This is a genomic window from Streptomyces sp. CBMA156 (genome assembly GCF_014596515.1).
In the GTDB taxonomy this organism is placed as follows: domain Bacteria; phylum Actinomycetota; class Actinomycetes; order Streptomycetales; family Streptomycetaceae; genus Kitasatospora.
Window position 1 is genome coordinate 1 of sequence record NZ_MSJQ01000336.1, and the last position, 15,466, is coordinate 15,466.

Annotated in this window: 13 protein-coding genes; 6 read left to right on the top strand and 7 right to left on the bottom strand. The window is 72.4% G+C overall.

Going from position 1 to position 15,466, the window contains the following annotated elements; genetic code table 11:
* The 5 genes from BU198_RS29090 to BU198_RS29110 all read left to right on the top strand — a co-directional run.
* Positions 1-713, top strand: a 713-nt coding sequence (locus BU198_RS29090; protein WP_223245086.1) for a sensor histidine kinase, incomplete at its 5' end; no start/stop codon positions are given.
* On the top strand, positions 710-1,381 hold the full coding sequence (locus BU198_RS29095) for a response regulator (RefSeq protein WP_188299832.1): 672 nt from the start codon (positions 710-712) through the stop codon (positions 1,379-1,381). The genes BU198_RS29090 and BU198_RS29095, both read left to right, overlap by 4 nt.
* Before the next feature lie 213 nt (positions 1,382-1,594).
* On the top strand, positions 1,595-1,999 hold the full coding sequence (locus BU198_RS29100; RefSeq protein WP_188299833.1) for a hypothetical protein: 405 nt from the start codon (positions 1,595-1,597) through the stop codon (positions 1,997-1,999).
* 164 nt (positions 2,000-2,163) lie between these two features.
* A complete protein-coding gene (locus BU198_RS29105) occupies positions 2,164-2,337 on the top strand; it encodes a hypothetical protein (protein WP_188299834.1) in 174 nt (57 codons plus the stop codon).
* 115 nt (positions 2,338-2,452) lie between these two features.
* Positions 2,453-2,980: a hypothetical protein gene (locus tag BU198_RS29110; protein WP_188299835.1), complete on the top strand. Its 528-nt coding sequence runs from the start codon at positions 2,453-2,455 to the stop codon at positions 2,978-2,980.
* A gap of 134 nt (positions 2,981-3,114) precedes the next feature.
* Here BU198_RS29110 and BU198_RS29115 read toward each other — a convergent pair whose 3' ends face one another.
* The 7 genes from BU198_RS29115 to BU198_RS29145 form a co-directional block, all read right to left on the bottom strand.
* Complete coding sequence (locus BU198_RS29115; RefSeq protein ID WP_188299836.1) at positions 3,115-3,720, bottom strand: hypothetical protein; 606 nt, start codon at positions 3,718-3,720, stop codon at positions 3,115-3,117.
* 259 nt (positions 3,721-3,979) lie between these two features.
* Positions 3,980-6,229 (bottom strand): DUF11 domain-containing protein, encoded by a 2,250-nt coding sequence (locus BU198_RS43975; protein ID WP_188299837.1) that lies wholly within the window; start codon positions 6,227-6,229, stop codon positions 3,980-3,982.
* A gap of 947 nt (positions 6,230-7,176) precedes the next feature.
* Positions 7,177-8,382, bottom strand: coding sequence for a M67 family metallopeptidase (locus BU198_RS29125; RefSeq protein WP_188299838.1), 1,206 nt, complete (start codon positions 8,380-8,382; stop codon positions 7,177-7,179).
* Positions 8,363-8,686: an effector-associated constant component EACC1 gene (locus tag BU198_RS29130; protein ID WP_188299839.1), complete on the bottom strand. Its 324-nt coding sequence runs from the start codon at positions 8,684-8,686 to the stop codon at positions 8,363-8,365. Before BU198_RS29130 ends, BU198_RS29125 begins: the two co-directional genes overlap by 20 nt.
* 546 nt (positions 8,687-9,232) lie before the next feature.
* On the bottom strand, positions 9,233-10,714 hold the full coding sequence (locus BU198_RS29135) for an amidase (protein ID WP_188299840.1): 1,482 nt from the start codon (positions 10,712-10,714) through the stop codon (positions 9,233-9,235).
* 55 nt (positions 10,715-10,769) lie between these two features.
* Positions 10,770-12,077: an amidohydrolase gene (locus BU198_RS29140; RefSeq protein WP_188299841.1), complete on the bottom strand. Its 1,308-nt coding sequence runs from the start codon at positions 12,075-12,077 to the stop codon at positions 10,770-10,772.
* On the bottom strand, positions 12,074-13,324 hold the full coding sequence (locus tag BU198_RS29145; RefSeq protein ID WP_188299842.1) for an MFS transporter: 1,251 nt from the start codon (positions 13,322-13,324) through the stop codon (positions 12,074-12,076). Before BU198_RS29145 ends, BU198_RS29140 begins: the two co-directional genes overlap by 4 nt.
* Positions 13,325-13,500: 176 nt before the next feature.
* Between BU198_RS29145 and BU198_RS29150 the strand changes: the two genes are divergently transcribed.
* Positions 13,501-14,511, top strand: a complete 1,011-nt coding sequence (locus tag BU198_RS29150; RefSeq protein WP_188299843.1) for an Lrp/AsnC family transcriptional regulator — start codon at positions 13,501-13,503, stop codon at positions 14,509-14,511.
* Positions 14,512-15,466 lie beyond the last annotated feature (955 nt).

A 15,466-nucleotide genomic window follows, 5' to 3' on the forward strand; every position in this document is an offset into this window, starting at 1 on the left:
CCCGGATCCGGCGGGCCGCGCGGACGGAGCGGCTGGCCCGGCTGGAACGGGACCGCGACGAGCGGGAGCGTCGGGCGGTGGAGGAGGAACGTTCCCGGATCGCACGGGAGTTGCACGACAGCGTGACGCACGGCCTGTCGGTGGTGGTGGCGCTGGCGGACGCGCTCGGGCACGCGCGGCCGGCCGACGCCTCCGCCGTGACGGCCCGGATCGCGGAGACCGGGCGGCAGGCGCTGACCGACATGCGGCGGGCCCTGGGCCTGCTCCAGGACGCCGGTCCCGACACGGGGCCCGGAGACGACCGGCGCTCGCCACCAGGGATCGGGCAGCTCGGGGCGCTGTGCGAACGGACGGAGGCGGCAGGCCTCGTGACCCGGCTGCGGGTGGACGGCGAGGCCGCCAGGGTGCCGGCCGCGGCGCAGCTGACGGTGCACCGGCTCGTCCAGGAGTCGCTGGCCAACGCGCTGCGCCACGCGCCGGAGGGGGCGCGCGCCGAGGTGCGGGTGTCCTGCGCGCCGGGGGCGGTCACGGTCGAGGTGACCGACGACGGGCGGTCCGCAGGGTCCGGGCGACCGGGATCCGCCGGGTCCGGGCGGGGTCTCGCGGGGATGCGGGAGCGCGCCGCGGCCTTCGGCGGGGTGCTGGAGGCGGGCCCGCGGCCGGGCGGCGGCTGGCGGGTCTTCGTACGGCTGGATCCCGGGAGCGCGCCGTGAGCGTCCGGGTGCTGCTGGTGGACGACGAGGAGCTGCTGCGGCTGGCGTTCGGCATGATCCTGCGCGCCGAGCCGGACATGGAGCCGGTCGGGGAGGCGGCCGACGGGGCGGCGGCGGTGGAGCTGGCGCGGCGGCTGCGGCCGGACGTGGTGCTGATGGACGTGCGGATGCCGGGCACCGACGGCATCGAGGCGACCCGGCTGCTGCTGCGCGAGATGCCCGGGACGCGGGTGCTGGTGCTCACCACCTTCGACCTGGACGCGTACGCCTTCGACGCGCTGCGGGCCGGGGCGTCCGGCTTCCTGCTGAAGAACAGCCGGCCGGAGGAGCTGCTGGGGGCGATCCGCGACGTGGCCCGGGGGGACGCCGTGGTCTCCCCCCGGGTGACCCGGCGGCTGCTGGACCGCTTCGCGCACCGGCTCCCCGCCGCCGGGGGCGACGGTGGCGGGGGCGACGCGGAGCGGCTGCGCGTGCTGACCGCGCGCGAGCGGGAGGTCCTGCTGGGCGCCGCCCGCGGCCTGACCAACACGGAACTCGCCCTCGCCCTCGGTCTCGCGGAGCCCACGGTGAAGAAGCATCTCGGCCGGGTCATGGCCAAGCTGGATCTGCGGGACCGGGTACAGACGGTGATCTTCGCGTACGAGTGCGGGCTGGTCGGACCGGGGTAGGCGCGGGCGGCCGTCGGGCGGGGGCCGGCGGCCACCGGCTGGTCCACGAACCGCAGGATCCGCAGACGCGGATGAACCGCCACTGGACGAAGATCGCTTCCTGTTCGGCGAGTGATCGCTTCCCGAAAACGAGTCGCCGCATCCAGGTGGCGCCCCGGCCAGCATTTAACGTCAGATTGACGATAATCATCCCTGCGGACTACCGTGCCAGGCATGACGGTGAAAGTGATCCTGACGCGAGACAGCGTGTGCATGGGGGACGACTGCCACGCGCCACACCAGCAGGAGTGCACCTTCGACAGCGCTACCACCCTGGGCGATTTCGTGACCCGGATAGCCGGCTACCCCCTCCGCATGCGCGGCGCCCGCTGGGTGATGTTCCTTGGCTGGAACCACGCCGGGGGCTCCCCGATCGCCGAGATCTCGCCGGAGTGGGCAGGCCCTCGCTTCATGGACGGGGCAGACCCTCTGCTCCTCCTGGCTTCCCTCGCCCCTGCCGACGGCGACGGCGACCTGAGCTTCTTCTTCCGGTACCACTCCGGCAGCGTCCCTCTGGCGGGATCACCCGACCCCGACCCCACCGCCGACCGTGACGGCACTGCCCGGAGGCCGGACTGATCAAGGGACCGACGGTCCCGTGTACGACCACCCACCCGATGGTGACGCGCCCACCATCGGGTGGCAATGACAAGGCCGGGCACGGAGCAGAGATCGAACGAGTCGGCTGCTCACCCGATCCGACCCGAGGATGTCCCATGCGTCGCGCCCTGACAGCGGTTGCCGTGTGCACCGCGACCGTTGCCCTCACCCTCGCAAGCGCGGGACTCGCCTCCGCGGACACGTGGATCTCCGCACGGCAGTGCCTGGACGGCGGCGGACAGGTCTTCCAGATCGAGCCCGGGCTGGGAACCTGCGTCGGCGGGACCTACGACGGCAGTGAGGTGCAGGGAGGCTGAGCCCGACCTCGACCACCGCGGCATCCGGGGCGCCCGCCGGGCGCGGTACGGATCATGGCCGGTTCCATGACCGTGGTGCAGACGGTGCGGGCCTGGCTGCCTACCCTGAGGCGCCATGTGGACCTCCGCCCCGGCGCTGAGACGTACAGTCGTCACCGCCGTCATCGCACTCCTTCTCTGTTTCGTGGCCCTGAGCCGGCCGGCCGCCGCCGCCGAGCCACCCCCGCCGCTCTTCGTGGTCGCCGTCGACGACGCCACCATGACGCCCGGCCAGGAATCCACCCTCCGCGTGACGTTCACCAACCGGGAGACCACCCCCGTCCAGTTCGTCTACGTGATGCTGCGGGAGTACAAGGCCGACTTCCTCGGCTGCACCGGAACGAGCTGGTGCTCGTACGGCCAGGACAACACCGGCATGCTGGTGTTCAACCTGACCGCGCCGCAGGTCCCGATCGCCCCCGGGGAAAGCCGGACCGTCCAACTCCGTTTCCGCTTCCGTGCGGACCTGGACTGCGCCTCGCACTGGACCACGGATTTCCGGGTCTGGTACTCCCACTACGAGTACGGGCAGGGGCAGGCGGCCGAGGTCTTCGACCCCCCGGAGTCGATCGCCCACAGCACGCTGGTGTGCCCCGCCACCTGATCGGATCCTGACTCGGCGGCACCGCCGGGGTGTCACGACCCGGTGGACATCGACCGGATTCCGTCGGAAGCGTCAGTACCCGCAGTCGTCGGGGCGGCTGGTGCGCCGCCCGTCCCTTGCCGCCGCTCAGGGTCTCAGCTGTACGGGCTCCAGCGTCCGAAGCGGCCCAGCAGCCGACGGGCGCCGTCCTCGTTCAGGCCGAGCGCGGCGGAGGTCTCCTCCAGGCTCAGGTCTCGCCGGGCATCGTGGGCGGGCCAGTAGGCGGTACGCTCCGCCGTCACCTCCAGCAGCCTGGCGGCCCTCAGCGCCGCCAGCGGGGAGTCCTTCCCCAACGCCTCGATCCCGTCCGCCAGGCGGCGCAGCAACTCGTCGATCTCCTCCGGCAGGGCCACGGCGGACCTCTCCACCTCGGCGGCGTGCCCGTCCCACTCCTCCTCGCACGCCGTCGCCAGGTCCAGGGCCGCTTCGCCGAGGGGCCGTTCGCCGATCCGGTCCCAGTCGAGGGCGCGCGCGGCGCCGGTCCAGCCGCAGGAGCACACGGCGCGCAGGGCGTGCGCCCGCGGGCGCAGGCCGGCGCTGCCGTCGTACACGGTCCACTGCGTGCTCGTCCGCCCGGCCCCGTGTTCCGTCAGGATCAGGTACACGGGTTCGGGAACGGTGCCGTCGGGCAGGAGCACGCCGACGGCGCCTTCGTGCGAGTCCCCGAACTCGTCCGTCGTCCACGTCTCCCGCTCGCCCACGGTGTCCCTCCGGGATCCGGCTGTCCTGAGCACCCGTCCGCCGGGGCGCGGGACCGACGATGCCGCAGGAGACGTCCATGTGTCAGCGGAACGAGGAAAGACCAGCTTTCCGTGTCCGGCCCCGTACGGTGGTTGCCCGGCCGGCGCGTGCTTCTCGGCCTCGTGTGCCGCTCGCTCGCCGCCCGTGCCTCCTGTCCGAGGCCGCTTGCGGCCCCACCGACAACTGCGGTGGGGCCGCCTTCATTTCAGGAGCGGGGCCTCAGTGTCGGTGATTCCGACGGCGGGAGGCGAGGACGAGGGCCGCGCCGCCGAGGATGACGGCGGCGCCGATGCCGCCGATCAGCGCGACCTGGCTGCCCGTCGCGGCGAGGCCGCCGCCACCGCTGCTGCCGGTGCCGGTGCCCGGCTGCTGCGTGCCGGTGGGTTCCGGGTGGGAGCTGGGGCTGTCGGTCGCCGTCGCCGTCGCCGAGGAGGAGGGCGAGGACGAGGGCGAGGACGTCGGGGACGGCGTGGACGTGGTCACCGTCACCGTGGCGGTGCACTCGCCGGCGGTCGAGCCGGCCGGGCAGTTGCCGCCGGGCCGGTCGGATACCACCGTGTTGCGCAGCGTGTGGTCCCCGGCGGCCGGGTCCTTCACCTTCACCGTGTACGTCACCCGGGCGCTGCCGCCGACCGGCAGGTCGCCGGTCCAGCCGAGCACCGGCTGGGTGTAGGACACCTTGCCGGTGGTGGCGGTGGCATCACCGGTGTACGTGGCGTCGTCGAGGACGGCGCTCAGGTCGTCGGTGACGTTCAGTCCGGTGATCGGCGCGTTCCCGGTGTTGGTGATGTCCACCTGGTACTTCACGGTGTCACCGGGCAGGGCCTGGGCCTTGTCGGAGGTCTTGGCGAGCCGGTAGCCGGCGTGCTCGGAGACGGTGTTGCGCACGGTGTTGCTGGCGCGCTGCTGGTCGCGGCCGGTCTGGGTGCCGCGGTAGGCGAGCGAGGAGGTGTTGTCGAGCTTGGTGCCCGGCGCGAGCCCGGCGTCGACCCGGGCGCGGAAGGAGAGGGTGGTCTCGGCGCCCGGCGCGAGGTCGGCCGCGGTGCAGGTGACGTCGCGTCCGGCGGCGGTGCAGCCGGGGCCGGAGCCGTCGACGTAGCTGGTGCCGGCGGGCAGCACGTCGGTCAGGGTGACGCCGGTGGCGGTGTCGAGGTCGGCGGTGCTGCCGTCCTTGTGCCGGTTGGCGACGGTGAAGGTGTAGGTGATCTCGGCGCCGGGGTCGACGGTGCCGGGCGGGGTGTTCGTGGTGGAGCCGGCCGGGTTGTTGGCCTTGGTGATCTGCAGATCCGGTTCGAGCGCGTCGACGGCGAGCCAGGCCGCCTGCGGGTGCAGCGCGTCGCCCGCGCCGTTGATCCGGAGCACGGCCTGGGTGCTGCCGGCGGGGATCTTGCCGGTGACGTCGATCATCCGGGCGTCGTAGCCGTAGTTGTTGACCGGCGCGGGGGAGCGGGTCGTGATGTTGGTGCCCGTCCCGTTCGCCGTGACGGTGTCGATCCGGCTGGTGAAGGCGTTGTCGGTGACGGCGCCGGCGGGGCCGGGCATCGGCAGCAGCGTCAGGTTGTCGGTCGAGGAGCCGACCAGCAGCTGGTCGCCCTGGATCGGCACGTCGCCGTCGCCGACGGTGACCCCCATGGTGGCCCGCGGGGCCGTGGCGGGCGTGTGGATGCCGGAGAGGGTGAGCGTCGCCAGGTTGTCGGGGTGGCGCAGCAGCTGGAAGCCGTCCCAGACCTGGAGGTAGCGCAGCGGCTCCGCCTGGTTCTCGTAGGCCACCACCAGCGACCAGCCGCCCCAGCAGCCCACGTTGTTGCCGCCGAAGTTCTGCGCGGAGGAACGTCCGGCGCACGCCTGGATGTTCGCGACGGTGTAGTCGCCCGGGCCGGCGGCCTTCACCTGGGCGGTGACGTCCTTCACGCCGGCCCCGGCGAGCAGTGGCTCCGGCGGGGTGCCGCCGACCTGCTGGTCGAACCAGTCGTAGGTGTCGGCGGTGAGCTGCTCGTAGGAGGAGCCGCCCGGGACCTTCCAGGACACCTTGTCACCGGCGTTGATGTCCCCGGAGGTGCCGCCCGCGGTGCTGGTGTTGGTCGGGTTGAACTGCCAGTACAGACGGGCCGACAGCACCTGGGCCCCGGCCGGGATCGACAGCTGCGCGGAGGACGCGTTGTTGCCGGGCGCGGCCGGGTCGGTCTTCACGTACTTGGTGCGGCCGTTGTTGGTGCCCTCGGTGTCGTTGCAGACCGAGCCGTCGCTGTCGTCGCAGGTCAGCACCGAGTTGGACGCCATGGTGAGGTTGCCGTGCGCGAGCAGGTCCACCGTCGGGGCCGGCCCGATCGGCCGCTGGGCGCCGGTCCCCCGAGCGGCCTTGCCCGCCGGGGCCTTGTCCGCGGTCGTGGCGGCCGACGCCGACGGGGCGACGAGCGCCGCGGACGGGGTGAACGCGAGTGCCGAGGCGGCGAGAACCCCGAGGACCACCCTTCGGGGCGCGCGCCGGGACCGGCGTTCGGCTGCCGGGCGTTCCCCGCCTGCGGCGGATGGTATGCGGTCTCTCATGGGGGACTCCAGGAGTTGTTCGAGGGTTCAGGAGGGGTGAGGGTGCACCCTCCGGGAGGAATCGTGACGGTACGTCCGGATTCGACCGGGCCCAATAATATGTCACATTCCTTTGTTCATTGCTCAACAGTTTTCTCCGCAGCCGCTTGCGGTCCATGAGGTGCACGTCGGACCGGTGCGGGGCGAGGGTCTCGCCGCGGCGCGTGCCGGTGCCGAGCAGGCCCTCGGACAGATCGGTGAGCTGATCCGCGTGGTGATCGGCGCCGTGGTGCCGGAAGGCCGAGGCCTCCGCAGGGGTCCGGCAGGCGCGCTCGGCGGCGCAGGACCTGGGCGGAACGGAGTGCTTGGCCGGGTTGTAGCGCAGCCCCCCAGGAGCGGACGGCGGCGTTGAGGGCGTTGCGCGGGGTGGAGACGACCCGGTAGGCGGTGACCTTGCCGCGGATTCGGCCGGCTTCGCCGAGGCGGTGGACGTCCGCGAGGCCGGCCGGCGGGTGTGAGGCGCTGATGTCGAGTGCGACCTTCCCCGCGCCGACGAGTTCCCGGGGCAGTGGCAGAACCGCAGGACCATGCTCGACGACTTCAAGCCGTGGCCAAAGGAGTTGCGGAGAGTAGTCGCCTCGCAGAAGTCGGATCAGAACCCGAGTCCTGAAGTCAGTTGTTCACGAGTTTGGGTTCTGGCTCCCTTTCCGGAGACCCACTCGGGTGCCGGGGCGGTAGCGGCATCTGCCTGCCTGGACTGGAAGCGCTGCGGCGGTCACGGTCGGTCTCACGTTCACGCCAGGGCGTCAGGTTTCGAGTCGGCCGACTACGCGTGCCGTGGACCGAGGAGTGAGAAGCCGGGGTCGAAGCGTTCGCCGCCGCTGCTGAGATCATGCGTCGTACGATGGGACGACGCGTACCTCTTCCTCCCGGACGCGGGTGTCGGTGATCCGGTAGGAGCGGAACTCGATCCGCCCTTGGGTGTCCACCGCAACGATGACGAAGTGGTGGCCGACGCCGCCGTATTGGATGTCGATGCGGGAGAGGAGGGCGTCCCCGTCCGGCCGGGAGTGATAGACGATGAGGAGCTCCTCACCGCTCGCCTCCATCTCTCGGTACATCGGGACGAGTTCGCGCGGATCCATCTCCCAGCTGAAGTCTGATTCTTCCTCGTGGCCGGCGGGCGAGCGGGCGACCAGATTGGTCATCGGCAGTACCCGCGAAGCGCGGTCGGACCCGTGGGGGCCGATTCCCATGCCGCACACCACCGCGGGGTATCCGGCGTGGACATGGGCGACGATGCGGTCGTAGACGGATTGGCTGATGGTGAGGTCGGGCTTGTCGACGTGGGCGGGGTTGGCGGCGAAGACCAGCCGCGAGGCGTGGTGGGCCGCGCTGGACGTGGGCTGCGGTTTGCCGTCGCGCACCAGGCCGGCGGCCGCCCGCCGGAAGATCGACTCCAGCGGCAGACCGCGCCCCGCTCCCGGTATGCCGCTTTCCAGGACGTCCAGGAAGTACTTGGTGAAGTACGTCTGCGGGCGGGTGAGTTCGTCGTCGGTCTCGTACCAGGCGGTGGCGAACTCGCCGCTCGCCGCGAGGGTACAGGCGCCGGCCGCACGGGTGAGATCGAGGACCTCGGTGTCGGCGAGCCGGCCTGCCAGGCCCGCGTAGCAGCAGTCCAGGATGACGATCTTCGTCCTGGCGGGGCTGTGCCACAGCGCGTAGGCGATGTCGTCAAAGGCGAGGCTGGTCGACTTGCGACGGGACGGCTCCACCCTCGACCCGGTCAGTCCCAGACACAGGGTGTCCCCGCCCGGGGTCGGTGCGACCTGACCGTGCCCCACATAGTAGAAGAGCGCGACGTCGTCCACATCCTGGTAGAGCTCGGTCATTCGGTCCGGCAGGCTTCCCGGCCGCTGCTCGTTGACGAAGACCGACAAGCGGTCGTCGGGCCAGCCACACAGGGCACCGGTGAGCACGGCACGCATTCGGGCAAGGCTGTTCCCGGCAGCCGGCACAGCAGCCAGATGCTCGTACTCGGCAGTGCCGACCAGAATCGCGCGGCTGCGGGAGTGGTCAGGAGGGCTCGTCGTCATCCGGCAACTTCCCCACCAGGGATTCGATGACCGGCACGGCGTCCTCGACATTGGTCGCCGTCAGGGTGACCTCGTCGTCCGCCACCCTGATCGTCACCGTCACCGACGAGCGCCGGGATCGCACGAAATCCGGCAGCGACCGCATGGCCACCGCGAGCGCCCCGGTGCCGCTCGCCAGGACGGCCAGCACATCCCATGCGCCCTGCTCGCCAGGGCCGGGAACGACTGGCACCTGAACAACCCGTACGGTCGGCACTCGCGCCAGCCAGGCACGCAACGCGCCGAACTCCGCAGATTCGGACACCGTCAACTCCGCCCGAACGGCAGCTCGCGGCACTCCCTCGCCGACCATGTCCCCACACTCCCCAAGGATCACCGGAACCTGACGACGCCTGCCCTCAACATCGACCAACCAGCCGACCAGTCAAGGGCGTTGCATCATACCAAGCCGGATTCGAGGCGGGCCGATTCGCTCCGGACGGGCATGCGCGCCGCCTCGAAGCGGGTGATCGCGCAGTGGAGTGGGGCCTCGTCCTCGTCCCAGCGGCACGGGGCCTCGCTGCGCCGGCGGACGGTGAGGGCCCCGGCCGTTTTGCCGGTCGGGCGCAGTTGCCGGCCAAGGGTGTCGAGGGTGCTCGGCTCGGCGGGGCGGCTCTGCGCGTCGGTCCGGTGACTGGGGCGGTCGGCGGCCTGGTGGAGGCGGGCGGACCTGCGGCGGTCGAAGTGGTGGTTCCACCTCCGGGAGAGCGCTGCGCGGCCGCGTCCGGGGCGCCCGGAGGGGGTGGGCCGCCCCGCACGAACCCGTGCGGGGCGGCCCCGGGTGGCATCAGCGCCGCGGCGGTCGCCGTTGTCAGCGGGGCCCGGTCCCGGCTGAGGCCTGGTTGCGCCCGGGGGCCGGACGGCGGTCCGGGGTGTAGGCCCAGGGACGGAGGTGCTCCAGGGCCTTGCCGATCCTGAAGACGGTCGGGTCGTCGTAGGTGTGGCCGACGATCTGGACGCCTGTGGGCACGCCCCAACTGGACTGCCCGCTCGGGATGTTGAGGACGGGGCAGCGGTTGTTGATGTTGAAGGGGGCTGTCATGCACGCCCACAGGGGCTCGCCGTGGTCCTCGCCGTTCACCACCAGGCGGTCCAGGAGGTCGTCTCCGGCGGGCAGGCCCGGGACGGCTGTGGTCGGGCAGATCAGGGCGTCGAAGGGCGCCATCGCCTCGCCGAGTTCGCGCTGCATCCTGGTCTCGACGCGCAGGCCGTCGAGGTAGCTGACGCGCTCGCGGGCGATCGCCATGGTGTCCGAGAAGGCCACCGCGTAGGCCGACATCCGGTCGCGGTGCTCGGCCTCGATCTCGGAGACGAGGGCTCCGAAGATGGAGGAGAAGTGCGCCGCGAGGCTGAGGAGGAGGTCGTCCTTGGTCCAGGGCAGTTCGATCTCCTCGACGACCGCGCCCGCGTCGGTGAGGGCGCGGGCGACGGCGCGGGTGTTGGCCTCGATCTCCGGGTGGACGTCGTACGCGCCGAGGCGCAGGCACAGCGCCACGCGCATCCCCGCGACCGGGGCGAACTCGGTCGGCAGGACGAGCTTCGGACGCAGCGACACGTGGTCGCGCGGGTCGGGGCCGGCCAGGACGTTGGCGAACGCGACGCAGTCGTCCACGGTCCGCGCCATCGGGCCGTCGCCGCGGTAGTGGTCGGCGCAGAGCGGGGCGACGCCGGGGACCCGGCCGTACGGGGCCTTGAACCCGACGGTGCCGGTGAAGGCCGCGGGGATCCGGGTGGAGCCGCCGATGTCGGAGGCGGAGGCGAGGAGCGCGGTGCCGGCCGCGAGTGAGGCGCCCGCGCCGCCGGACGAGCCGCCGGGGGTGAATTCGGGGTTCCAGGGGTTGCGGGTGACGCCCCACAGGCGGCTGTGGGTGAAGGTGGCGATGGAGAACTCGGGGGTGGTGGTGCGGGCGTGGATGATGCCGCCGGCCTCCAGGATGCGGTCGACCACCGGGGCGTTCTCGGTCGCCGTGGTGCCGACGTTGACGAGCGAGCCCTCGGTGAGGGAGCGCCCGGCGATGGCGTGCTTCTCCTTCGTCGCGACCGGGATGCCCTCCAGCGGTCGCGGCGCCAGGCCGCCCTTGCCGAGGAAGCGGTCCTCGGCGTGCCTGGCCTGTTCGAGCGCCTCGTCGAAGAGCCGCTCGGCGAAGGCGTTGACGACCGGCTCGGTCTGCTCGGCGCGGTCGATCACCGCGTGCATCAGCTCGACGGGGGACAGCTCGCGGGCCTCGAACAGGCGTCGGGCTTCGGTGGCGCTGAGGTAGGCGAGGTCGGATCCGGAGTCGTACACGTTCATGCGGAGGCCTTTCCGGAAAGCGGGGGCGGGGGCAGGGGAGAGGGGGAGACGGACGTCAGCGGCCTCGGTCGCCGTCGGCACGGGCGTCCTCGGGGCACAGCCACGGGGCGGCCGCCGCGAGCAGGGCCGTCACCCCGATCCGGATGGTGGGGTCGGGTACGGGGGCGAAGTGCGGCGAGTGGTTGGCGGGGACCGTCTCGGGCAGACCGTCCGTCAGCAGCGCTCCGGGGTCGATGCCCCGGAAGAGCGCGGGGTCGGCGCCGCCGAAGTGCCAGAAGACCGAGGGGACGCCGAGGGCCGTGCCGAAGACACCGAAGTCCTCGCTGCCGGTGAGGGGCTGGGGCAGGGTGAAGACCCGCTCCCGGCCGAGGGCTTCGGCGATCGCCGTCACCACGGTGTCCGTGGCGGGGCCGTCGTTGACGGTGAGGGGGAAGGAGTTGATCACGGTGATCTCGGGGTCCTCCGGGGCGCCGGAGGCGGCGGCCTCGGCGCGGACGATCCGTTCGACGGCCGCGAGGACCCGGTCCCGTACCGCGGGAGTCGTGGAGCGGATGTTGATCCGCAGCTCCGCGGTGTCGGGGATGATGTTCTCCTTGGTGCCCGCGTGCAGCGAGCCGACGGTCACCACCGCGGTCTGCGCCGCCCCCGTCTCGCGGGAGACGATCGTCTGCAGCCGCATGACGACGGCGGCGGCCATGACGACCGGGTCGACGGTCGACTCGGGCATCGAGCCGTGTCCGCCGCGTCCGAAGAGGCGCACCCGCAGGCTGTCGGAGGCGGCCATCAGCGGGCCGGGCCGGGTGCCGACGAACCCGGCGGGCGCCGGTGCCACGTGCTGGCCGAGGCAGACGTCGGCGCGGGGGAAGCGCTCCAGGAAGCCGTCCTCGATCATCGCCGGCGCACCGCCGACCTCTTCGGCGGGCTGGAACACGGCGACGACCGTGCCGCGCCACTCCTCACGGGTGGCGGCCAGTTGCGCGGTGGCGCCGAGGAGACAGGTGACGTGTACGTCGTGGCCGCAGGCGTGCATCACGGGCACCTCGTTGCCGTCGGCGTCGACGGCGGTCTCGCGGGAGGCGTACGGCAGCCCCGTCCGCTCCCGGACCGGGAGGCCGTCCATGTCGGCGCGGAGCAGGACCACGGGGCCCTCGCCGTTGACCAGGACCCCGACGACCCCGGTGCGGCCGACGCCCTCGGTGACGTCCCAGCCCTGCCGCCGCAGGCGGTCGGCGACGATCCCGGCCGTGCGGAACTCCTGGAACGACAGTTCCGGGTGGGCGTGCAGGTCCTCGTAGACGGCGCGCAGGTCGGGCAGCCGGTCGGGAAGGGCCGTCAGCAGGCGGGGGAGGGAGGCGGCGGTCATGCGGATTCCTTTGCGGGCTCGGGAAGGTCGGACACGCCGGTGGCGGTCCGGAAGGAGGCGGCGTCCTGCGGGGTCAGGAGCGCCATGGCGGCGGCGATGCCGGCGCCGAGGACCAGGGAGGCGAAGGCCACCCGGAAGGAGAAGGCGTCGGCGAGCGCGCCGACGAGGGGAGGGGCGGCCATGCCCGCCACCTGGCCGCCGAGGACGATCACCGCGCTGCCCACGCCGACCCGCTCCGGTGCCAGCCCGCTCAGCGGGACGGCGAAGACGGGCATGTAGCAGAGGGAGACGGCGACCGACGCGACGGTGCCGAAGACGACGAAGCCGGTGAGCGAGGAGGAGAAGGCGACCAGGAGCAGCGCGAACGCGGCCACGGTCATGGCGGGCAGGATCACCTTGCGGTGATGGCCCCCGAGCCGGTCCGAGATCCGGCCGCCGATGACCGTCCCCCCGGCGGCGGCGAGGGCCGGGACCGCCATGAGCGCTCCGGCCGCGGTGAGGGAGAGTCCGAACTCCTCGCCGAGGTAGGAGGGGACCCAGGTGTTGAAGCCCCAGACGATCGCGCTGTAGCCGAACATCATGGCGCTGAAGCGCCAGACCACGCCCAGCCTCAGGACATCGCCGATGCCGGTGCGGACCGGGCCCGTCGCCGGTTCCGTCCGGGGCCGCGGGGCGGGCAGCCGCATCCGCACCGCCACCAGGACGAACACGCCGAGCGCCGCCGTGGAGAAGAACGCCGAACGCCAGCCGAAGACCGCGATCAGGGGAGCGACGAGAAGCGGGGTGAGGACACCGGCGATCGCGTTGGAACTCATGATCAGGCCATTGGCGGCCATCCGTTCGTCCGGCCTGGTCCGCTCGACGAGGACCTTCAGCGCGGCGGGCGGGAAGACGCCCTCGGCGGCACCGAACACGAACCGCAGCACCAGCAGAACGACGAACGACCAGGCGAAGCCGGTCAGCGCGGTGAACACCGACCACGCCAGCAGGGCCCAGAGCGTGACCCGGCGCGCGCCGTACCGGTCGGCGAGCATCCCGCCGGGTATCTGGGCGAGCGCGTAGGCGAGGAAGAACGCGGAGACGATCAGGCCCTGCTGCCCGCGGCTCAGCCCGAACTCGGCGCCGAGGGAGGGCAGGACCAGATTGATGACGAGCCGGTCGGCGTAGTCGACCAGCCAGGCGGCGAACAACAGGACGATCGTGATCCGGACCGTTCTCCGGGCGGACTGCGGGGACGGAGCAGACACGCGGCACTCCTCATCACCGTGGCCGAAACTGGGCATCGGCCGGAAGTGCCCCTACCATCCGACCTGTGACCGGAATACCCGAGGAATTGCAGGAAAACGTCAGGGAAAGCGCCGTACCGCCCGATTCCGGCCCGCCCGATTCCTGCCCGGCCGATTCCCGCCCGGCCGCCGCGGACGTGCGCTTCTCCGAACTGGACCTCGCGCTCGTCGACGCCCTGCAGGCCGCTCCCCGGGCGCCGTGGTCCCAGGTCGGCCGGGCGCTGGGCGTGGACGCGACCACGGCGGCCCGGCGCTGGGATCGGCTGCGTGCGAACGGCCTGGCCTGGGTCACGGCCTACGACGCGGCGAAATCGGCCACCGTCGGCTACGTCGAGGTGCGCTGCCGGCCACGGGCGCTCGAATCCGTCAGCCGGGCCCTGGCCGACATGCCCTGGGTCTTCAGCGTCGACGAGACCGCCGGCGACTTCGACCTCCTGGCATCCGTCGCGGCGGCCGACCTGCCGTCCCTCGGCCGCTCGGTGCACGGCCTGATCGGCGGGTTGAAGGGGGTCCGGTCCACCCGGACCCGCCTCGGGATCACGCTGTACAGCGAAGGCGGCGACTGGCGGATGCGGGCCATGGAGCCCGCCGGGCACACGGAGCTCGCGGCTCCGCGGAGTTCGGGCTCGACCGTGTACAGCGCCCGCATGCACCCCCCGCGCCCGCCGGAGGACCAAGCCCTGCTCGCGGCGCTCGGTGCCGACGGACGTCTCGGCTACACCGAGCTCGGCGCGGCGACCGGGACGAGCGAACACACCGCCCGCCGCCGGCTCCAGCGGATGATCCGGGACGGCGACATCACCTTCCGCTGCGACCTGGCCCACCCCCTCGCGGGGCTCTCGACCGTGGTGCTCTACCGCGCCGTGGTCCCCCACACCCACCTCGCGGCCACGGGCAACGCGCTGGCCCGGGCCAAGGAGGTGCGCCTCGCCGTCTCCGTCAGCGGTTCCGACAACCTGCTCGTGATGGCGTGGCTCCGCGGCCTGCACGCCATCGACCCCTTCGAGGCACAACTCGCGGAACGCTTCCCCCAGTTGATGATCAGCGACCGCACCGTCCTCCTGCACTCCCGCAAACGCATGGGCCGCCTCCTCGGCAGCACCGGTCTCGCCACGGGGCACGTTCCCTTCGCACTGCCACGCCTGTGACCCTCCGCCCGCTTTCGGGTGCGTGGCCCACACCGCCGTCGGGGACGGGCCCGCCGGGACCGGTCACGATCCAGGGGCGTACGGCGCCCGGTTGCTCCAGGGCTCCGCGATCAGTGCCCGGACGCCCACCGCCTCACCCGCTCGATCACCCCGGCCGGGTCGGGAACGGCCGAGCGGACGGTGAACTCGGCGTACCCGGGCCGGGGTCGTCGATCGGCAGCACGGGCAACGGACGCTCGCGCTGGTGCGGGGCGAGGTACCTCGCGGCCAGGAGGTCGCGGGACTTCTCCGCATCGGCCCGGGCCTTGTCCACAACCGGGTCACCTCCACGCTGGCGGAGCGGACTTCGACGCCGCCACCTACGACGAGGCCTTACCTCGGGCCACCTCCGCGCTGGCGGAGCGGACTTCGACGCCGCCACCTACGACGAGGCCTTACCTCGGGCCACCTCCGCGCTGGCGGAGCGGACTTCGACGCCGCCACCTACGACGAGGCCTTACCTCGGGCCACCTCCGCGCTGGCGGAGCGGACTTCGACGCCGCCACCTACGACGAGGCCTTACCTCGGGCCACCTCCGCGCTGGCGGAGCGGACTTCGACGCCGCCACCTACGACGAGGCCTTACCTCGGGCCACCTCCGCGCTGGCGGAGCGGGCCGACGCCCGCGGCACCCTCAACGCAACCGCTGGCGCGCGGCCGGCTGGACGTTTCCGGGCGCTTGGCCGTCCCTGACCACACCTCGGTTCACCCACAGACTCCCGGCCCGGCTGCCGCACGTACGCGCGGCAGCCGGGCACGGGCCCCGGCACCACCCGAAAGAGGAGATCACGGAGGAGCACGATGAGTGACACCCTCACCGGGTTGCGCGGCGCCTGCGGATGAGTCTGAAGTCGACTTCTGGTGGCACCAGTTGTGGCGCGAGGGTGGAATCAAGGACTGCCTGACAAGATCTGGGA